The organism is Myxococcus faecalis (assembly GCF_050039385.1).
In the GTDB taxonomy this organism is placed as follows: domain Bacteria; phylum Myxococcota; class Myxococcia; order Myxococcales; family Myxococcaceae; genus Myxococcus; species Myxococcus fulvus.
Genome location: NZ_CP144336.1, coordinates 7,979,616 through 7,996,866, shown reverse-complemented (window position 1 = coordinate 7,996,866; position 17,251 = coordinate 7,979,616). Strand labels below are relative to the sequence as shown.

Below are 17,251 nucleotides of genomic sequence, written 5' to 3'. Positions count from 1 at the left end.
TCAGGGCTCCGAAGCGCGGGAGGCGGAAGGCGCGCGAGCGTCGGCGCCCGGGATGAGCGCGGCCTCGGTGAAGGGGGACTCGGGGGTCTCGGCGGCGCGGCGGATGGCCCGGCGCACCAGCGTGGAGGTGTCCAGGATGAGGCCCACCCGGCCATCCCCCAGGATGCTGGACCCGGAGATGCCGGGGGCGTCCTGGAACAGCCGCCCCAGGGGCCGGATGACGCGCTGACCCTCGCCCTGCAGGTGGTCCACCGCCAGCCCGACGATGCCGTCCGGGTGGCGGAGCACGACGACGTTCTCCCGGCCCGGCGCCGCGCCGCCCAGGCCGAAGACGCTGCGCAGGCGCAGGTAGGGCAAGGGCTGCCCCCGCAGGGCCAGCATGCCGGCCTCCTCGCCCGTGCGTTGGGAGGCGGGCAGCTCCAGGCACTCCTGCACCAGCTCGATGGGGACCACGTAGACCTGGTCGCCCACGCCCATGGCGAACCCCTGGATGACGGCGAGCGTGAGGGGCAGGCGCAGCGTCATCGTGGTGCCGTGGCCCTCCCGGGTCCGCACGGCCACCGTGCCGCGCATGGCCTCCACGTCGCGGCGGACCACGTCCATCCCCACCCCGCGCCCCGACAGCTCCGTCACCGTCCTCGCGGTGGAGAACCCGGGCTCGAAGATGAGCCGGTCCACCTCCTCGTCGCGCAGCCGCTCCGGGCTGGCCACCAGGCCCCGCTCCCGGGCGCGCTCGCGCACGCGCTCGCGCTGGATGCCCCGGCCATCATCCGACAGCTCCACGACGACGCCCCCCGCCTCGTGGACGGCCCGCAGGCGCAGCAGCCCACACGCCTCCTTGCCCGCCGCCTGCCGCTCCGCCGGGGTCTCGATGCCGTGGTCCAGGGCGTTGCGCAGCAGGTGGAGCAACGGGTCGCGCAAGGCCTCCAGCACCGCCGTGTCCAACGTGACGTCCTCGCCCTCCAGCTCCAGCAGCGCCAGCTTCCCCTGCGCCCGGGCCAGGTCGCGGACGGTGCGCAGGTGCTGCCGGAACAGCGGGCCGACGGGGACCATGCGCACGCGCATCACCTCTTCCTGCAGCTCCTGGAAGAGCGGGTCCATCTCCCGCTGCTGGGTGAGCGCCTCGTCCCAGCTCGCGCCGGAGGCCTCCGCCTCCATGAGGAACTGCGTCATGCGCCCCCGCGCGATGGACAGCTCCGCCGCGAGGGTGACGATGCGGTCCAGCCGCTCCACGTCCATGCGCAGCGAACGGCCCCGCGCCGCCACGCGGGCCTCACTCCGGAGCGGGACGTTCTCGAACGGGACGACCACCGTGGGAGGAGGGCTCGTGTCGCTCGACTTGCCGGTGGCCCCGCCCTCGAGCAGCCGCGCCAGCTGCGCCCGGTGCACGGGCCCCAGCTGGTCCACGCCCGCCAGCGCGGCCCGCGTCAGCTCCCGCAGGTGGTCCACCGAGCTCAACAACAAGGAGACCCAGGGCTCGCCCACCGTGAGGCGTTGGTCGAGCAGGGCCTGGATGAGGTCCTCGGCCCCGTGCACGTAGTCCGTCAGCGACTGGAAGCCGAGCGAGCTGCCGCTCCCCTTGAGGTTGTGGGCCAGTCGGAAGAGCGCTCGCAGGTGCTCGTCGTCCGGGCGGGCCTCCAGCGCGATGAGGGTCTCCTCCATCGAGGAGAGCAGCTCCTCCGCTTCCTCGGAGAAGATGGCCAACACCTGCTGCCACTCCGCACCCAGGCCTGGAGGGGGACCCTTCATCTCGGTGCTCACGTCTCACACCTCTCCAGCTGGACGTGCGTCCCCATCAACCGGGCCCCCGGGCCGGGGAGCGCCTCGAAGCAACACATCATGTCGGAGGTCATGCGGATGGACGTCGAACGCCAGTGTCACGAATCGGACACGACGCTATCGCGCGTTGATAAAAGTCTCAATGTCTCGAATCAATTCATGCCAACCCCGACGAGCACGAACAATGATGAGTCATTGAGGGGTGTTTACGACCTTGACCGGGGTGTATCGGACCCGCCAATCCCAGACACGCCATGTCGACACGAGACCTACGGCACGCCTGGATTCACTCCACTCCAGGCGCGACAGCCTCCAAGGGCTCGCGAGAATCACGGCCCGGCTGGAATCAGTGGCCAATACGCACCTTCGCGGGTCCGCGCGGAAAATGCCCGCTGTGCAAGTCGCCGGCCAGGGTGGCCTCGAACCCGGGCTTGGCGCGCCCTGCGGCCGGAGTCCCCTTCGTGGCGCAAACACTCCCGAGCCCTGGGACAACGGCGCCCTGAGCCACCCCGTGGACGGGCACACTCCTCGGTTCTCCCCATCCCGAGGTCCTTCCGTGACACGCACCTATCGCACCCTAGGGCTCCTTCTCTCGACGTTGTGTCTCGCATCGCTGGCGGGTTGCGACGAGGACACACCCTCCCCGCCCGACGCGGGCCAGGACGCGGGCCTCGATTCGGGCTCCGACTCGGGACACGACGCGGGTCCCTCCGAGGACCCCGACGCCGGGCCGGACGCGGGTGGCGACGCGGGCCCCTATGTCTGGGATGGCACCTACGTCCCGCTCGAGGAGACGGGCGACATCGAAGACAAGGGCCTGCTGGCCACCTGCAAGTACGACCCGAGGACCGTCCCCGCCACCATCTGCAACGAGTTGGACCGCGCCGACCTCTTCGACTTGTCGCCATGTGACCTGACGACGCTGGGCGCGCTCCCCCAGGCGGGCATCTACCAGGCCGAGCTGCGGGGTGAGCGACTGCTGGCGGACGGCGGCACCCGCATCGTCCCGGCCGGGACCGGCTTCCACCTGAAGGAGGATGGCGGGACGAGCACCCTGTATGACAACCCCCTGCTCAAGCTCGACATGGAGGGAGACCGCTTCGTCCTGCAGGGCCAGCAGGCCCGGACCCAGACCGTCATCAACCTGACGGGCTGCGAGACGAAGGCGCCCAACATCCTCACCGGCTGCTTCGCATATTGCTCCCGCGGCAGGTTCTCCTTCGGCGGCACCTTCGAGGCCCACCGCGTGGCGCTGCAGGACGCCGAGCCCGAGTCCTCGGGCGGGCTCGAGCTGTTGTCCGAGCGCGCGGTCCCCACGGGCCACACCGTGGACGTCCACGTCGCCAAGGGCCACGCCTACGTCGTCTCCACCTCCTTCCGGGAGGAGCAGGGGGGACTCGCCGTGTTCGACGTGAGCAACCCGCGCAGCCCGGTGCAGACCGCCGCCATCAGCCTGCCCGGGGACAACTTCTGGAACAGCGTGTGGGCCAAGGGCGACGCGCTCTACATCGCGAGCAGCGCCTCGGGCTTCATCGTCTACGACATCTCCCGGCCCGCCGAGCCGCTCTTCGTGCGCAGCGTGGCCACCGGTGGCTCAGGAGGCGCGCACACGGTGCTGGTCGAGGGCAACTTCCTCTACGCCATGGACCCCATCTCCGGGACCTTCATCTACGAGCTGACCGACCCCTTCGACCCGGTGCTGCGCGCCGTCATCCCGGGAGGCCCCCATGACGCGTTCGTCTACGAGGGGCGGCTCTACCTGAGCGACTCCTTCGACGGCTACGCCATCCACGACCTCTCCAACCTGGAGGACATCCGCGAGCTGGGCCGCTTCACCCGTCCGGACGGCTTCTCGCACCACAACGCGGTGGGCACCTTCGGCGGGAAGACCATCGCCTTCGAGGGCGGCGAGTTCAACGCCTCCCACGTGCGCGCGCTCGACGTCAGCGACCCCGCGAACATCGCGAAGATCGGCACCTACAAGCTGCGGCGGGTGACCTCCATGCACAACCTCATCCTGCGCGGCAACCTGCTGTACATCGCCTGGTACCACGAGGGCCTGCGCGTGGTGGACGTCTCCAATCCCACCCAGATGCGCGAGGTGGCGCACCACCACGTCTTCCGGGAGGCGGACCCGCGCCGGGCCGACAGCATCTTCGAGGGGCTCTTCGGCGTGCGCCTGCCGGGCGACGGCTACGTCTACACCGCCGAGTCCTCGCGCGGGCTGATGATCTTCAACGAGCTGTGAGCCTTGCTGGCCTCCGGGGTGAGCCCGGGGGCCGGAGGCGAGGCGCGCCGATATCCCAGACATCGGCGGCCGCGACGGACGGGTGGGGTACGCTGCGGCCCGACTCCGTCAGCGAAGGTACCGCCATGACCGCGCAGCTCCACGACACCGTCGAGTACCGCAAGCACGTCTTCGAGCTCGCGGGCATCCAGGGCACGGACCTGTTCGAGCCCTCCGCCCACGGGCTGAGGCCCTGGGCCATGTCGACGGCCTGTCAGCGGGGCTTCCTCTGCCGCTACCGCGTCGCGGACAAGCGGCTGCTGCTGGAGGAGCTGCGCATCGGCTTGTCCGCCCAGGAGGAACAGGCCGTCCGGGAGGGCCACGGCCCGGCGCTGTCCGGGCAGCTCGCGACCTATTCCAGCGAGACGCACGAGCGGGTCGTCTACACGCGCCTGCGTGCCCCCGTGGCCTTCACCGGGGGCCTGTTGCTGGTGGACGGCTTCAACCGACGCGCGCCCTTCCACGAAGGGCTCCACCCCGCCTGGGGGCGCAAGCGCGCCCAGGAGCTCCTCTTCGAGGGAGGCCGACTGGTGGAGGAGCGGGACTGCGACGGAGTGATGGCGCGGGTGCACGAGCAGGCGCGCGAGAAGTCCCTGGAGCTGGAGCTCGCGCCCCACCGGGCGCTCGTCGCCCAGTGGCTCGCGGATGCGTTCCGCAGGAACTACGGCGCGGACTGAGCCGGGGCGCGCGCTGTCGGACCTGTCTCAGTTGCAGCCCTGGCCGGTCAGCCAGTCCACGCCCCGGGTCCGCGAGGCCGTGCCTCCCGAGCCCCCTCCATCCGTGTTGGAGAAGGACAGCGCCACGCTCGCGCCCGACGTCTGGTTCCTGATCTCCATCGTCAGGGTGTTGGGAATCAGCGCCGTGGTGTTCGGATAGCTCGCGCCGATGGTGTAGCGCAGCCGGCCGCTCGGCAGGCTCCCGCACTTGGCCATCTTGTTCTCGAGCTGCAGCCAGTTGCCGCGATTGAAGTTGGCATCCTGCGGCACCAGGTTCGCCCGGCCACCCCAGCCCCCCAGCTGCGAGCCGATGAGGTGCCCCCCGTCGTAGTCATTGCTGGGGTTCTCCGCATCGCCCCACTGCCCCACGCTCGTCTGACAGGCGTCGATGCGCGGCGCCGCGACGATGGCCGGCAGGTTCTTGTACGCCCGGCTCGGACGGCCCGCGGTGTCCAGGAAGTAATACTCGCCATCGAAGTCGTGCCAGAGGTTCCGGTCACTCGACGGGAAGTACTTCGGACAGTCCCGGATGGCCGCCCCGGTGACGTCCCCGTGGCGCACGTAGCCGACGCCGTACGGCGCCAGCGCCCCACGTATCTGCTCCTCGGTGTGGCTGTCGAAGAAGGCCATCAGGCCACCAGGCCCACCGAAGTCCTGCTCCAGCTGGCCGACGACGTCATCCCCGCCCAGCTCCAGGCCGGGGTCTCCACAGCCGCCGAGCCACAAGACAGACACCACCGCAACGGAAAGCTTGCTCAGGATGCGCATCCTCTTGGCTCCCTCTGGGCCGACCTGCGTGACATCGGGCAGCGTGTTGACCAGGAGACATAGAACCGAAATGCGTGAACTTCCAAAAAACTGAGAAGAACCGCGCCGCCCCTCCTCCAGCGCTCGTTGGCACCCGACGCTCACGACTTCCGCCGCAGGTTCAAGGCTCCAACAGCACGCGACAGCGCGGTAGGCCGAGGTGTGCGGGCCCACGCACCGCTCACGTGCATGTCACGTCATCGCCCTTGCGAACATGCTTTCAATGTAAAACGAGAAAGAATCATTCCCCCTCCACGCGGCCCCCAGCGGCGTGAACCTGTTCGACCGGGAGAGACAACAATGCAAACACAGGCAAGCAAGTGCACAGGCCCAGGGTGGCCCAGGCCGCTCACGCTCGTGGGCGTGGCGCTTCTGCTCATCACGGGTTGTTCGACGCCGCCGACGGAGCCCTCGGAGCTCGCGGGCTCGAGGGCGGGCGCCGTCATCCAGGATGCCAACTTCGCCGACTCGGTCTTCGTCACCGGCCTGAGGGGTCCGACCACGATGACCTTCGCGCCCGACGGGCGCCTGTTCATCTCGGAGAAGAGCGGAGCGCTGCGCGTGGTCCAGAACGGCCAGCTGCTGGCGACGCCGTTCATGACGCTCGCCGTGGACACCGGCAACGAGCGGGGCCTGATGGGCGTCGCGTTCGACCCCAACTTCGAGAGCAACAACTATCTGTATGTCTATTACACGTCGGTGGACGGCACCATCCACAACCGGGTCAGCCGCTTCACCGCCAACGGCAACGTGGTGGTGCCCGGCAGCGAGCTGGTGCTCGCCGACCTCCCGACGCTCGACGCCGCCAACCACAACGGCGGCGCGGTGCGCTTCGGGCCTGACGACAAGCTCTACGTCTCCGTGGGCGAGAACGCGGTCTCCTCCAACTCGCAGAGCCTGAACACGCCGCTGGGGAAGATGCTGCGCTTCAACTCGGACGGCACCATCCCCGCGGACAACCCGTTCCACGCGACGGCCACCGGGCTCGCGAAGGCGACCTGGGCCATGGGGCTGCGCAATCCGTTCACCTTCGACTTCCAGCCCGGCACGGGGCTTTTGTTCATCAACGACGTGGGTGAAGGCGGCTGGGAGGAGATCAACCGCGGCCAGGCCGGGGCCAACTACGGCTGGCCGATGACGGAGGGCTATTTCACGAACCGCCCGGGGCTCACGCAGCCGTTCTACGCGTACCCGCATGGCCCCGGCACGGCCGCCGGCAACTGCATCGCCGGGGGAGCCTTCTACAACCCGCGCGTCTCCGCGTTCCCCGGTGCATACCTGGGGCAGTACTTCTTCGCGGACTACACCAACGACTGGATTTCGCGCATCCACCCGACCACCGGCGCCGTCTCCCTGTTCGCGACGGGCGTCTCGGGCCCGGTGGACCTCGATGTGGGTCCCGACGGCGCGCTCTACTATCTGGCGCGGGGCACGGGGCAGGTGGGCCGCATCGCGTACACGGCCGCGCTGCCGCCGACCATCGCGCAGCAGCCGGCGGACCTCCTGGTCTCCGTGGGCACCCCGGCGAGCTTCACGGTGTCGGCGAGCGGCGAGCAGCCCCTCACCTACCAGTGGCAGCGCAACGGCGTGGCCATCTTAGGCGCCACGTCGGCGACCTATACGCTGAGCGCCGCGCAGCTCACCGACAACAACGCGCGCTTGCGCGTGGTCATCACCAACGGGATTGGGACGGCCACCAGCACGGAGGCCGTGCTGACGGTGACGTCCAACAAGCCGCCGGTGGCCACGATTGTCACGCCGGCCGTGGGGACGACCTACATCGCCGCCACGAACCTGGTGTTCTCCGGCTCGGCCAGCGACGAGGAGGATGGCGCGCTGCCGCCGAGCGCCATGACGTGGAGCATCGTGTTCCACCACGACACCCACACGCATCCCGCCATGCCCGACACCACCGGCATCGCGAGCGGCGACTGGCCCATCCCGAACATCGGCGAGAGCTCGGCGAACGTCTGGTACCGGGTGTGGCTCACGGTGCGGGATTCGATTGGCCTCACCCACACGACGTATCGCGACGTGCACCCCGTCACCGTCCCCATCACGGTGAGCAGCGTGCCTGGCGGGCTGCAGGTGTTGATGGACGGCCGTCCCGTCCCCTCGCCCCACGCCACGACGGGCGTGGTCGGCGTGCTCCGCTCGGTGGGCGTCGAGTCCCCGCAGTTCGCGAACGGGAAGCTCTGGGCGTTCTCGTCGTGGTCGGACGGCGGCGCGCAGTCCCACGCCTTCACCACGCCGGCCAGCGCGGTCAGCTTCACGGCCACGTTCACGGAGACCGCGAGCGGCAGCTGCTACCGCATCCAGAGCGAGCGCAGCGACAAGTGGCTCGCGGTGGATGGCGCTGGGAAGGTCGTGGCCAGCAGCACGGCGCAGACGGGCGGGCAGATCTTCCAGTTGGTCCCGGTGGGCTCACGGTTCAAGCTCAAGGGGACGGGTGACACGTTCATGACGGTGGTGGACAACCAGCTGTCGATGACCGGCAACTTCACCAGCGGGGAGTCGTTCACGCAGCACCCCTGTGGCTATGGCGGGCGCACGCGCGTCGGCTTCCAGGCCTCGGTGGGGACGGCGCCCCACTGGAAGGAGACGACGCCGGATGGGCCCATCCAGAGCGGCGACGGTGGCAACGGCGGCGCCTGCAACCCGGCGGATGGCGGCACGTGGGAGGGGTTCTATCTGGAGCCGGTGGCCTGCTCGGGTGGCACCACGAGCCCGGTGTGCGGCAACGGCGTCCTCGAGAGCGGCGAGCAGTGCGACGACGGCAACACCCAGTCCGGTGATGGCTGCAGCGCGACGTGCACCCTCGAGAGCGGCAGCGCGGGCTGCGTGCGCATCCAGAGCGAGCGCAGCGACAAGTGGCTCACCGTGGATGGGGCGGGCAAGGTGGCCGCCATCAGCACGACGCAGGCCGGGGGCGAGGTCTTCGAGCTCGTCACCAGCGGCACGAAGTACAAGCTCAAGGGGGCGAGCGGCGCCTACGTGGCGGTGGTGGCGGACCAGCTCACGGTGAACGCCACGCTCGGCACCGCGGAGGCGTTCACCCGCCACGCGTGCGGCACCTTCGGTGGCCGCAATCGCTACGGCTTCGAGTCCTCGACGGGCACCGCGCGCAACTGGAAGGAGAACACGCTCGCCGCGCCCATCCAGAGCGGCAACGGCGGCAACGGTGGCATCTGCAACCCCACCGACGGCGGCTCGTGGGAGGGCTTCTACGTCGAGCCCGCGACCTGCCCGGTGACGGGAGGCTGAAGGCCCACGTCCCGGGGAGGCCCGCTCAACCGCGAGCCTTCCCGGGGCGCAGCAGCGCCCAGCCCAGGCAGATGCCGTAGAGGGCGGCGGAGCCGTGGACGGCGAACGCATAGGCGAACGACACGCCCTGCCCCATCACCGTCAAGGCATCCGTGACGGGCATCACGATGGAGGCGACCACGAAGATGCCCGCCGCCTTGCGCTGACGCGCGGCCACCAGGCCGAAGAGCGCCAGCGCGATGCCGAAGTCCCGCCCGGCCTTGACGCTCATCCACGCAATCGCCTCCGTGTCCGTCAGGGGCAACCCGAAGCCACGAGCGGCCTCCACCGGGTTCAGCAGGCCGCCCACGCTGAGGTAGAGCATGAAGCCCCCCAGGAGCAGCGTGAACAGGGCCGTGGGGGAACCGAGCCTCCAGGACAAAGGCGCTGACGTCGTATCCATGGCATCTCCTCGTGCTTCGAGCCGTGTGTTCATGCGGACAATCTGCCGCCCGGGGCTCGAGGTCGCCATCTCCGGCCGTCTCGATTCTTTGTCTGGAACGCTCATCACCTGAGCGCCTCGGGCAGCCCACGGCTATACTGGAGGCATGGACCCCACCCCTGGCTCCGACCTGCTCGGGCAGATCCTGGAACACACGCGGCTGAGGGGACGGCTCTACTGCCGCACCGTCGCGCGGGCCCCCTGGGGGCTGCGCATGGCGCCCACGCGGACGGCCACCCTGCACCTGGTCGTCGCGGGCACCTCCGTCCTCGTCCAGGGAGGCGAGACGCTCCCCCTGGGCCCCGGAGATGTCGTGCTGCTGCCGCGCGGAGACGGACACGCGCTCGCGGACTCGCCGCGCAGTCCGAAGATGGCGCTGGAGACCTGGCTTGAGACCCGGAGCGAGGACGCCTCCGCCTATGTGCTGGGAGGCTCCGGCGTGGAGTCCCGCCTGCTCTGCGGCTCCTTCGCGTTCGACGACCCGGGCGCGCACCCCGTGCTCCGCCTGCTCCCCGAGCGGGTGCATCTGCGGGGCGCGTCCGAGGAGGCACGGGCGCTGCTGCCCACCGTGGCCCTGCTCGACAGCGAGGCCTCGCGGGGCGAGCGCGGCTCGTCGCTCGTGGTGTCCCGGCTGCTCGACATCCTGCTGGTCCAGGTGCTGCGCGCCTGGGCCGAGACACAGCCTCCCGGCGGCGCGGGCTGGCTGGGCGCGCTCGGGGACAGGACGCTCGCGAGCACGCTGGGCTGGATGCACGCGGAACCTGGACGGAGCTGGACGGTGGACGAGCTCGCGAAGCGCGCCGGCACGTCACGGGCCACGCTGGCGCGTCGCTTCACCCACGCGGTGGGAATGGCGCCCCTGGAGTACCTCACCCAGCTGCGGATGCAGGAGGCGTCGCGCCAGCTGCGACAGGGCCAGGAGGGGCTCGCGGCCATCGCCAGCCGGGTCGGCTATGAATCGGAGTTCGCCTTCAACCGCGCGTTCCGCCGACACATGGGCGTACCTCCTGGCGAGTACCGGCGGACCGCCCAGGGATGACGCGCGAGTTCGGCGCCGATGGGTCAACACCTTCGCCGGTGGCACCACGATGCGAGCGGTGACGTCCCGCTCGGACTACGTCTTCAAACCCGACCACTCCTTCCAGTTCAAGGACGTGGGGGGCTCGGGGCCCGCGGGGGCGATGACCTTCGGCACCGAGTCGGACACGGGGACCTGGAGCGTGAAGCACGACGTGCTCCCGCTCGCCGGGGCGCAGCGCACACGCCGCGACCTCCTGATTGGCGCGGCGCGCACGCCCGAGGGCAACCGCACGCTCTTCCTCATGCCCGAGCACTCGGGCTGGTCCCTCCAGCCCGGAGCCATCGGCATGAGCGGCGAGCTGTACGTCAAGATGGAGTGAGGCCTCCCGCGGGGCCGCGCGGGAGCCCTCGGTCGTCACTGGATGAAGAGGACGAACGTCTCCCACGCGCCGATGGCGGAGCGGTTGGCGTTGACCGCGCCCGAGGCATTACCGCCGCCGCCGTTCTCCGCCACCACGTACTGGCCATTGGAGGCCTGGAGGGCCACGCGGTCCCCGGCCTGGAAGCGGCTCCTGCCCTCCAGGTTGATGAAGCGGAAGGTCTCCCAGCCCTGGGCCGTCGCGCGGTTCGCGTTGACCACGCCGCCACCACCGTTCTCCGCCACCACGAACTGGCCGTTGGCCGCGCGCAGGTTGATGAGGTCGTTGTTGAGCATCTCGCCGCCGTTCAGGTCCACGTAGCCGAAGCGCTCCCAGTCACCGATGGCCGTCCGGTCGGCGCCCACGAACGTGCCGCCCCCATTCTCCGCGACCAGGAAGTTCCCCGTGGCGGTGCGGAAGGACAGCCGCGTGCCCGCGGCCTGCGGGTACAGCGCGAGCAGCGCCGTGACGTCGCTGCCCGTGAACTCGCCCGTCTCCGCCGAGCGGAAGCACGAGTTCATGATGGAGCCCCCCACCGACGCGGTGGTCGGCGTGCCAGGGATGTGGATGGCGCCGACTCCGCCATCGCCCTCGTTGCCCCCCGTCCCGCAGCTGATGGTCCGGTTGTAGAAGTCCGTGTGGCGGAAGCCGAGGGTGTGCCCGAGCTCGTGCGTGATGACGTGCTCGATGACGTCGACACCGTACTGGCTGAGCCGTCCACCGATGGTGATGGAGCCGAATGGCAGGCCATTGGCCGGGAACCCCGCGACGCCGCCGTTCATGTTCGGGTCGAGGTTGGCCTGGATGGTGAAGCTGCAGCCGGTGCTCGGCGCGCGCGCCATCGTGAAGCGTGGGGAGCGCTCGTTGTAGTTCTGGATGGCCAGGTCCAGCGCCGTGCTGAACACCCCGGTGAAGGCGGGGCCGTTGACGCAAATCCTCGTCACGGCCGCGCCGACGAGGTTCGTCGTGCGGTACTGCTCCTCGGAGGAGTCGGAGGCCGTCGACAGCTCGCGCGAGGCCTCCAGGGTGACCTCCGCGTCCCTGCCGACAAAGACCGTCTCACCGACGACCTGGATGTCATTGGCGGGGAAGCCCGCCTGAATCAGGTTGTCGACAATCTCCTGCGTGGGTGCGGGCTGCTCGCCACAGCCCCACGACAGGACACTGCTCGCGGCGATTGCGAAAACGAGAGACTTCAAGGACTTGGGGGTTGGAGACACGGGGCAACTCTTCGTGAAGGCTGGGCGACTGAAACATGCGGCTGCTCGAGCCTTCTCGCGAGCAGGCCGCCATCGCCCTATCCCTCTCCCCACGCCCGCCGCGACGAAATCGCGTGAGCCGGGTGTCCACGTGTCGACTGGCGCTCACGGCGTCACGACGCCACGCAGCCAGCTTCCTCGACTTCACAATGTATCGGTATCGCGGTCCGAGAGCGGACGCCCCCCACGTCAGCTCGCGCGCGCGTAGCGCCCCGGAGACTGGCCCACATGGCGACTGAAGGCCGTGGTGAAGGTGCTCGCCGAGCTGTAGCCCACGCGCTCGGCCACCTCGTGGATGCTCAGCTCCCGGCCACGCAGCAGCCCCCGCGCGACGGCCATCCGCCAACCGAGCAGGTACTCCATGGGCGCCAGCCCCACGGTGTGCGAGAAGCGGTCGAAGAACGCCGAGCGGGAGAGCGCCGCGCTCTTCGCGAGCTGCGCCACGGTCCAAGGGCGTGACAGGTGACGGTGCATCTGCCGTATCGCGGGCGCGAGCCGCGCGTCCGCCAGTCCGCGGAGCAACCCCGGAGGCGTGTCGTCGCGCGCAGCGCTTCGATGAGCAGCAGCTCCACCAGCCGCGTCAGCACGAGCTCTCGCCCCGAGCGCTGCTCGCCTGTCTCATCCCCGACGAGCCGCACCAGCATGGAGAGCCGCTCCACGCCGCGCACGTGCACCACGGCCGGGAGCAGTGACACCACCAGGGCCCCGTCCGGTGAATCGAAGACGAAGCAACCACCGAGCAGACGCACGTCCGGGCGCCCTCCCCGTCTGCCATGGCGCACCTCGCCCCGGGAGACACGGCGACCTTGGGGTCCACACGCTCGGCCATCACCGGCTCGAACCCGGAGATGGTGAAGCCCGGCGTCGCCGGCAGCAGGACGAAGTCGCCCTCCTGGAGCGTGATGGGCGACTGTCCGTCCACGGCGAGCCGACAGCTTCCTTCCAGCACGGCGCGGAAGCTCGGCGGGCCGAAGTCCGATTAGCGGACGCCCCAGGCGCCGGCGCCGCTGATGCCCTTCGAGAAGACTGCCCTGGGCTGGAGCAGCGCGATGACTTCCGACAGCGGGGCGCTCATGGACTGGACTCTAGCAAAAGAAATCCGGACGCCGTGTGGTGGAGCGTCCGGGAGGCCGCGCGTACCTTGGGTTCATCGACGCCGCGAACCGCGGCAGGGAGTCGACATGACGGCAATGTACGAAGTCACGGGTGGATGCCATCAGGAGGCTCGCTCATGAAGACGGTGCTCATCACGGGGTGCTCCTCCGGCTACGGGCTCGAGACCGCGCGCCACTTCCTCGGCCTGGGCTGGAACGTGGTCGCCACCATGCGGACACCGCGGCAGGACCTCCTCCCGGCCTCGGAGCGGCTGCGGGTGGTGCCGCTCGACGTGACGAAGCCCGGGAGCATCGCCGCGGCGCTGGAGACGGCCGGCCCCATCGACGTGCTCGTCAACAACGCCGGCTCGGGCAGCCGACCGCCGTGACGCGCGAGTCCGACGTGGAGGAGGCCGTCTGGCGCGCCGTGAACGACACTTCAGGGGCGCTCCGTTTCCCCGCAGGCCCCGACGCGGTGGCCCTGGCCCTGGCCCGCTCGGCGTAACCGGGCTGCGGGCCGGTCCCCGCCCGTGTTTCATGAAACAGACATCCGGCCGCCGAGACACCTGGCCCGCCACCTCTCCCGCATCGCCCCAGGAGGACCGGGACGGATTGCACCAAGGTCAACTGGTTGGAGTTGCAGGCAGGACACAAACTCTCTCAATGAGTCCTCCAGGACTCGAACCCCACCTGTCTGGCCATGCGCCAGGAGCCTCACCGCTCCGCCGCGGGCGCCAGGGGACTCACGGAGAGAGGAGACGCTTTGAGGCTCTCGGAATGGCTCAGTGGGACCCGCCCCAGGTCATGGCGCGGCTTCGGCATCCACGTGCTCATCTTCGTGGCCGTCGCCGCGCTGTTCACAGGATTCTGGGCGTTGAACAACCGCCCCGTATCCGCGCCGGACTGGCCGGAGCGCATCTCCGGCTTCACGTACTCGCCCTACCGGCTCGGCGAGAACCCGAGGAAGGGCCGGTACCCCACCGAGGCCGAGCTGCGCGCGGACCTGGTGCAGCTGAGCCAGTGGACCGACCACATCCGCATCTACACCGTCCAGGGCTCCCAGGCGGAGGTCCCGAGGCTGGCCGAGGAGCTCGGCCTGCGGGTGACGCTGGGCGTCTGGATCTCCGACGATTTGGAGCGCAACGAGCGGGAGCTTGAGAAGGCCATCTCGCTGACCCGCGCCCACCCGAACATCGTGCGCGTGGTGGTGGGCAACGAATCCATCTATCGCCTGGACGTCACCTTCGACGAGCTCGTCGCCTACCTCGACCGGGTGCGCGCGGCCGTCACCGTCCCCGTGACGACCAGCGAGCAGTGGCATGTCTGGCGGGGGATTCCGCGGCTGGCCGAGCATGTCGACCTCGTCTCGAGCCACGTCCTGCCCTACTGGGAGGACGTGTCGATGCAGGCCGCTCCGGGCTACGTGCTCGAGCGCGTGAGCCTGCTGCGGGAGATGTTCCCGGACAAGCCCCTGCTGCTGGGGGAGGTCGGCTGGCCGAGCAACGGCGGCGTGCGCGGCAGCGCGGTCCCCTCCGGCGTCGACCAGGCCGTCTTCCTGCGCACCATGGTCGACCTGCTCAATCGACACGGCTACGACTACTTCGTCATCGAGGCCTACGACCAACCCTGGAAGGACAGCATCGAAGGAGCCGCCGGCCCCTACTGGGGCGTGTTCGATGCCTTCCGTCAGCAGAAGTTCAACTTCGTGGGCCCCGTGGTGGCCGTCCCGAAGTGGCGCTCCCTGGCGCTCGCCTCGGCCATCCTCGCGCTCGTCACCCTGGTGCTGCTGCTCATCGACGGCTCGGCCCTGCGACAACGCGGCCGCACCTTCCTGACCGTCACGGCCTACTGCTTCAGCACGGCGCTGGTCTGGATGGGCCATGACTACAGCCAGCGCTACCTCCACGGGGTCGGCCAGGCCGTCAGCCTGCTGCTGCTCCTGAGCACGTTCGGCGTCCTCCTCGTCCTGCTCACCGAGGCCCACGAGCTGGCGGAGACCGTCTGGGTCCCCAAGCGCCGCAGGGAGTTCATCCCCGTGAGGGCGGACCGGGCCTACCGGCCGAAGGTGTCGGTGCACGTGCCCTGCTACAACGAGCCGCCGGAGATGGTCCGCCAGACGCTCGACGCGCTCGCCGCCATGGACTACCCCGACTACGAGGTCCTGGTCATCGACAACAACACGAAGGACCCGGCGGTGTGGAGGCCCATCGAGGCGCACTGCGCGCGGCTCGGCAGGCGCTTCCGGTTCTTCCATGTCGCCCCGCTGGCCGGGTTCAAGGGCGGCGCGTTGAACCACCTGATCCGGCACACGGCCCCGGACGCCGAGGTCATCGCCGTCATCGACTCGGACTACCGCGTCGAGCGCGACTGGCTCAAGCACATGGTGCCCCACTTCGCCGACCCGCGAATCGCCGTGGTGCAGTCACCCCAGGACTACCGGGACCACGACGAGAGCGCCTTCAAGCGGCTGTGCTACAGCGAGTACCGGGGCTTCTTCCACATCGGGATGGTCACCCGGAATGACCGCGACGCCATCATCCAGCACGGCACGATGACGATGACGCGCCGCTCGGTGCTGGAGGAGCTGGGCTGGGCCGAGTGGTGCATCTGCGAGGACGCGGAGCTGGGCCTGCGCGTGTTCGAGAAGGGCTACTCGGCCGCCTATGCGCATCAGAGCTACGGCAGGGGACTGATGCCCGACACGCTGGTCGACTACAAGAAGCAGCGCTTCCGCTGGGCGTATGGCGCCGTGCAGATCATCAAGCGGCACGCCGTCATGCTGCTGTGGGGTGGCAGCAGCGAGCTGACGGCGGGCCAGCGCTATCACTTCCTCGCCGGCTGGCTGCCGTGGCTCGCGGACGGGCTGAACCTCTTCTACACGCTCGGCGCGCTCGTCTGGTCGGTGGTGATGGTGGTGGTGCCGCACCGGGTGGCGCCGCCCATGCTCATCTTCACGATTCCGCCGCTGGCGCTGTTCCTGTTCAAGGTCGGCAAGACCTTCTTCCTCTACCGGCGCGCGCTCTGCGTCGACTTCCGGGACGCGCTGGCCGCGGCGCTGGCCGGGATGGCGCTCTCGCACACCATCGCCAAGGCGGTGGTGTATGGGTTCTTCACGAGCACCCTGCCGTTCATCCGCACGCCGAAGAACGCGGACCGCCATGGACTGTGGATGGCCCTCTCCGAGGCGCAGGAGGAGCTGGCGCTGCTCGTCCTGCTGCTGGGGGCGGCGGCCGGCGTCTACGCGGTCCACGGGCTGACCAGCCGGGGCCTGTGGTTCTGGGAACTCCAGCTCCTGGTGCTGTCATTGCCCCATCTGGCCACGGTCATCATGGCCGTGCTGTCCAGCCAGGGGCAGCAGCAGCGCCGCGCGAGGCTCCCGCTCGGAAGCAGGAGCGTGCCGGCGGGCCACTGAGCCCACGCTCAGGGCTTGCGCCACCGGACATCCAGGCCGCGCACCCAGGCCTCGCCCCGGCCGCCGCCCCGGTCCTCGGCGTGGAACACGACCTCCCCGGCCTCGGCCTCGAAGACACACAGCTTCGACCGCGGCTGGGGGTCGTGCACCTCGAACGTCGCGAGGACTCGCGCTCCCTGTCGCACCACCAGCCGCCCACACCATTCGTGGGCGTGTGCATTCACGCTCACCGTCCCCGGGCGCTCCAGGGTGACGGTCGCCGACTCGTGGGCCCCCGCGAGCACGAAGAGCATCCCGTCCCGCTTCGTGTACGTCCCCCTGACGTCCCCGAGCGGGTTCGGCTTGCGCAGCAGCGTCAGGCAATCCAGCTCCGCAATGCCATCCCAGGTCAGCACCTGCTGCGAGAGGACCCGCAACCCCTCCTTGTGCGCGTAGTGCGCGAAGAGGTCCTTGCTCATGAAGTTGCGGATGCTCGGGCTGTCCATCCACCGCCCGGTGGGGTTCGCGGTGTAGTTCGAGTGATGGATGAACGCATGCGCACCCGGCGCCAGGACGCGGGTGAACTCGCGCAGGTAGGCCCGCACCACGTCACTGTCGAAGTGGACCATGGCGTCGAAGCTGTAGACCAGCGTCACCGACCCGGTGGGCACTCCAGCGAGGCTCGTGCCGTCATTGACGACATAGGAGATCCTCGAGTCGCGGCCCTCGAACCT

At 69.6% G+C, this 17,251-nt stretch carries 13 protein-coding genes and 2 pseudogenes; 7 read left to right on the top strand and 8 right to left on the bottom strand.

What is annotated here, in order from left to right; genetic code table 11:
- Entirely contained in the window at nt 1-1,761 is a 1,761-nt protein-coding gene (locus tag VZQ01_RS32200; RefSeq protein WP_426745552.1) for a chemotaxis protein CheA, read from the bottom strand.
- 574 nt (nt 1,762-2,335) lie between these two features.
- On the opposite strand from VZQ01_RS32200, the gene VZQ01_RS32195 reads away from it, so the two are divergent.
- The gene (locus VZQ01_RS32195; protein ID WP_426745551.1) at nt 2,336-4,027 is read left to right on the top strand and encodes an LVIVD repeat-containing protein; all 1,692 of its coding nucleotides are present in this window, start codon (nt 2,336-2,338) and stop codon (nt 4,025-4,027) included.
- Between the two features lie 125 nt (nt 4,028-4,152).
- Nucleotides 4,153-4,743, top strand: a complete 591-nt coding sequence (locus VZQ01_RS32190) for a hypothetical protein (protein ID WP_223745434.1) — start codon at nt 4,153-4,155, stop codon at nt 4,741-4,743.
- Nucleotides 4,744-4,770: 27 nt separating this feature from the next.
- On the opposite strand, the gene VZQ01_RS32185 is transcribed toward VZQ01_RS32190, so the two are convergent.
- The gene (locus VZQ01_RS32185; protein ID WP_223745433.1) at nt 4,771-5,550 is read right to left on the bottom strand and encodes a DNA/RNA non-specific endonuclease; all 780 of its coding nucleotides are present in this window, start codon (nt 5,548-5,550) and stop codon (nt 4,771-4,773) included.
- Nucleotides 5,551-5,952: 402 nt separating this feature from the next.
- On the opposite strand from VZQ01_RS32185, the gene VZQ01_RS32180 reads away from it, so the two are divergent.
- Nucleotides 5,953-8,853, top strand: a complete 2,901-nt coding sequence (locus tag VZQ01_RS32180; RefSeq protein WP_426745550.1) for a PQQ-dependent sugar dehydrogenase — start codon at nt 5,953-5,955, stop codon at nt 8,851-8,853.
- A 25-nt stretch (nt 8,854-8,878) separates the two neighbouring features.
- Here VZQ01_RS32180 and VZQ01_RS32175 read toward each other — a convergent pair whose 3' ends face one another.
- Nucleotides 8,879-9,295, bottom strand: coding sequence for a DUF4267 domain-containing protein (locus tag VZQ01_RS32175; protein WP_426745549.1), 417 nt, complete (start codon nt 9,293-9,295; stop codon nt 8,879-8,881).
- A gap of 145 nt (nt 9,296-9,440) precedes the next feature.
- Here VZQ01_RS32175 and VZQ01_RS32170 point away from each other — a divergent pair, with 145 nt between their 5' ends.
- Nucleotides 9,441-10,373 carry an AraC family transcriptional regulator gene (locus VZQ01_RS32170; protein WP_223781979.1) on the top strand — a complete coding sequence of 311 codons (933 nt, stop codon included), beginning with the start codon at nt 9,441-9,443 and terminating at the stop codon, nt 10,371-10,373.
- Nucleotides 10,374-10,422: 49 nt separating this feature from the next.
- Entirely contained in the window at nt 10,423-10,734 is a 312-nt protein-coding gene (locus tag VZQ01_RS32165; RefSeq protein ID WP_426745548.1) for a hypothetical protein, read from the top strand.
- A gap of 35 nt (nt 10,735-10,769) precedes the next feature.
- On the opposite strand, the gene VZQ01_RS32160 is transcribed toward VZQ01_RS32165, so the two are convergent.
- The 4 genes and pseudogenes from VZQ01_RS32160 to VZQ01_RS32145 form a co-directional block, all read right to left on the bottom strand.
- Complete coding sequence (locus VZQ01_RS32160; RefSeq protein ID WP_426745547.1) at nt 10,770-11,972, bottom strand: M57 family metalloprotease; 1,203 nt, start codon at nt 11,970-11,972, stop codon at nt 10,770-10,772.
- A 249-nt stretch (nt 11,973-12,221) separates the two neighbouring features.
- A complete protein-coding gene (locus tag VZQ01_RS32155; RefSeq protein WP_324289160.1) occupies nt 12,222-12,554 on the bottom strand; it encodes a helix-turn-helix domain-containing protein in 333 nt (110 codons plus the stop codon).
- A 74-nt stretch (nt 12,555-12,628) separates the two neighbouring features.
- A pseudogene (locus VZQ01_RS32150) lies at nt 12,629-12,814 on the bottom strand (cupin domain-containing protein); the annotation flags it as partial.
- 95 nt (nt 12,815-12,909) lie between these two features.
- Nucleotides 12,910-12,954, bottom strand: a pseudogene (locus tag VZQ01_RS32145) (hypothetical protein); the annotation flags it as partial.
- A 309-nt stretch (nt 12,955-13,263) separates the two neighbouring features.
- Here VZQ01_RS32145 and VZQ01_RS32140 point away from each other — a divergent pair.
- On the top strand, nt 13,264-13,515 hold the full coding sequence (locus VZQ01_RS32140; RefSeq protein ID WP_426745546.1) for an SDR family NAD(P)-dependent oxidoreductase: 252 nt from the start codon (nt 13,264-13,266) through the stop codon (nt 13,513-13,515).
- A 374-nt stretch (nt 13,516-13,889) separates the two neighbouring features.
- Nucleotides 13,890-16,538 carry a glycosyltransferase gene (locus tag VZQ01_RS32135; protein ID WP_426745545.1) on the top strand — a complete coding sequence of 883 codons (2,649 nt, stop codon included), beginning with the start codon at nt 13,890-13,892 and terminating at the stop codon, nt 16,536-16,538.
- Nucleotides 16,539-16,546: 8 nt separating this feature from the next.
- Here the strand turns inward: VZQ01_RS32135 and VZQ01_RS32130 are convergent, their stop codons facing one another.
- Nucleotides 16,547-17,227, bottom strand: a complete 681-nt coding sequence (locus VZQ01_RS32130) for a class I SAM-dependent methyltransferase (protein WP_426749005.1) — start codon at nt 17,225-17,227, stop codon at nt 16,547-16,549.
- Between the last annotated feature and the right edge of the window lie 24 nt (nt 17,228-17,251).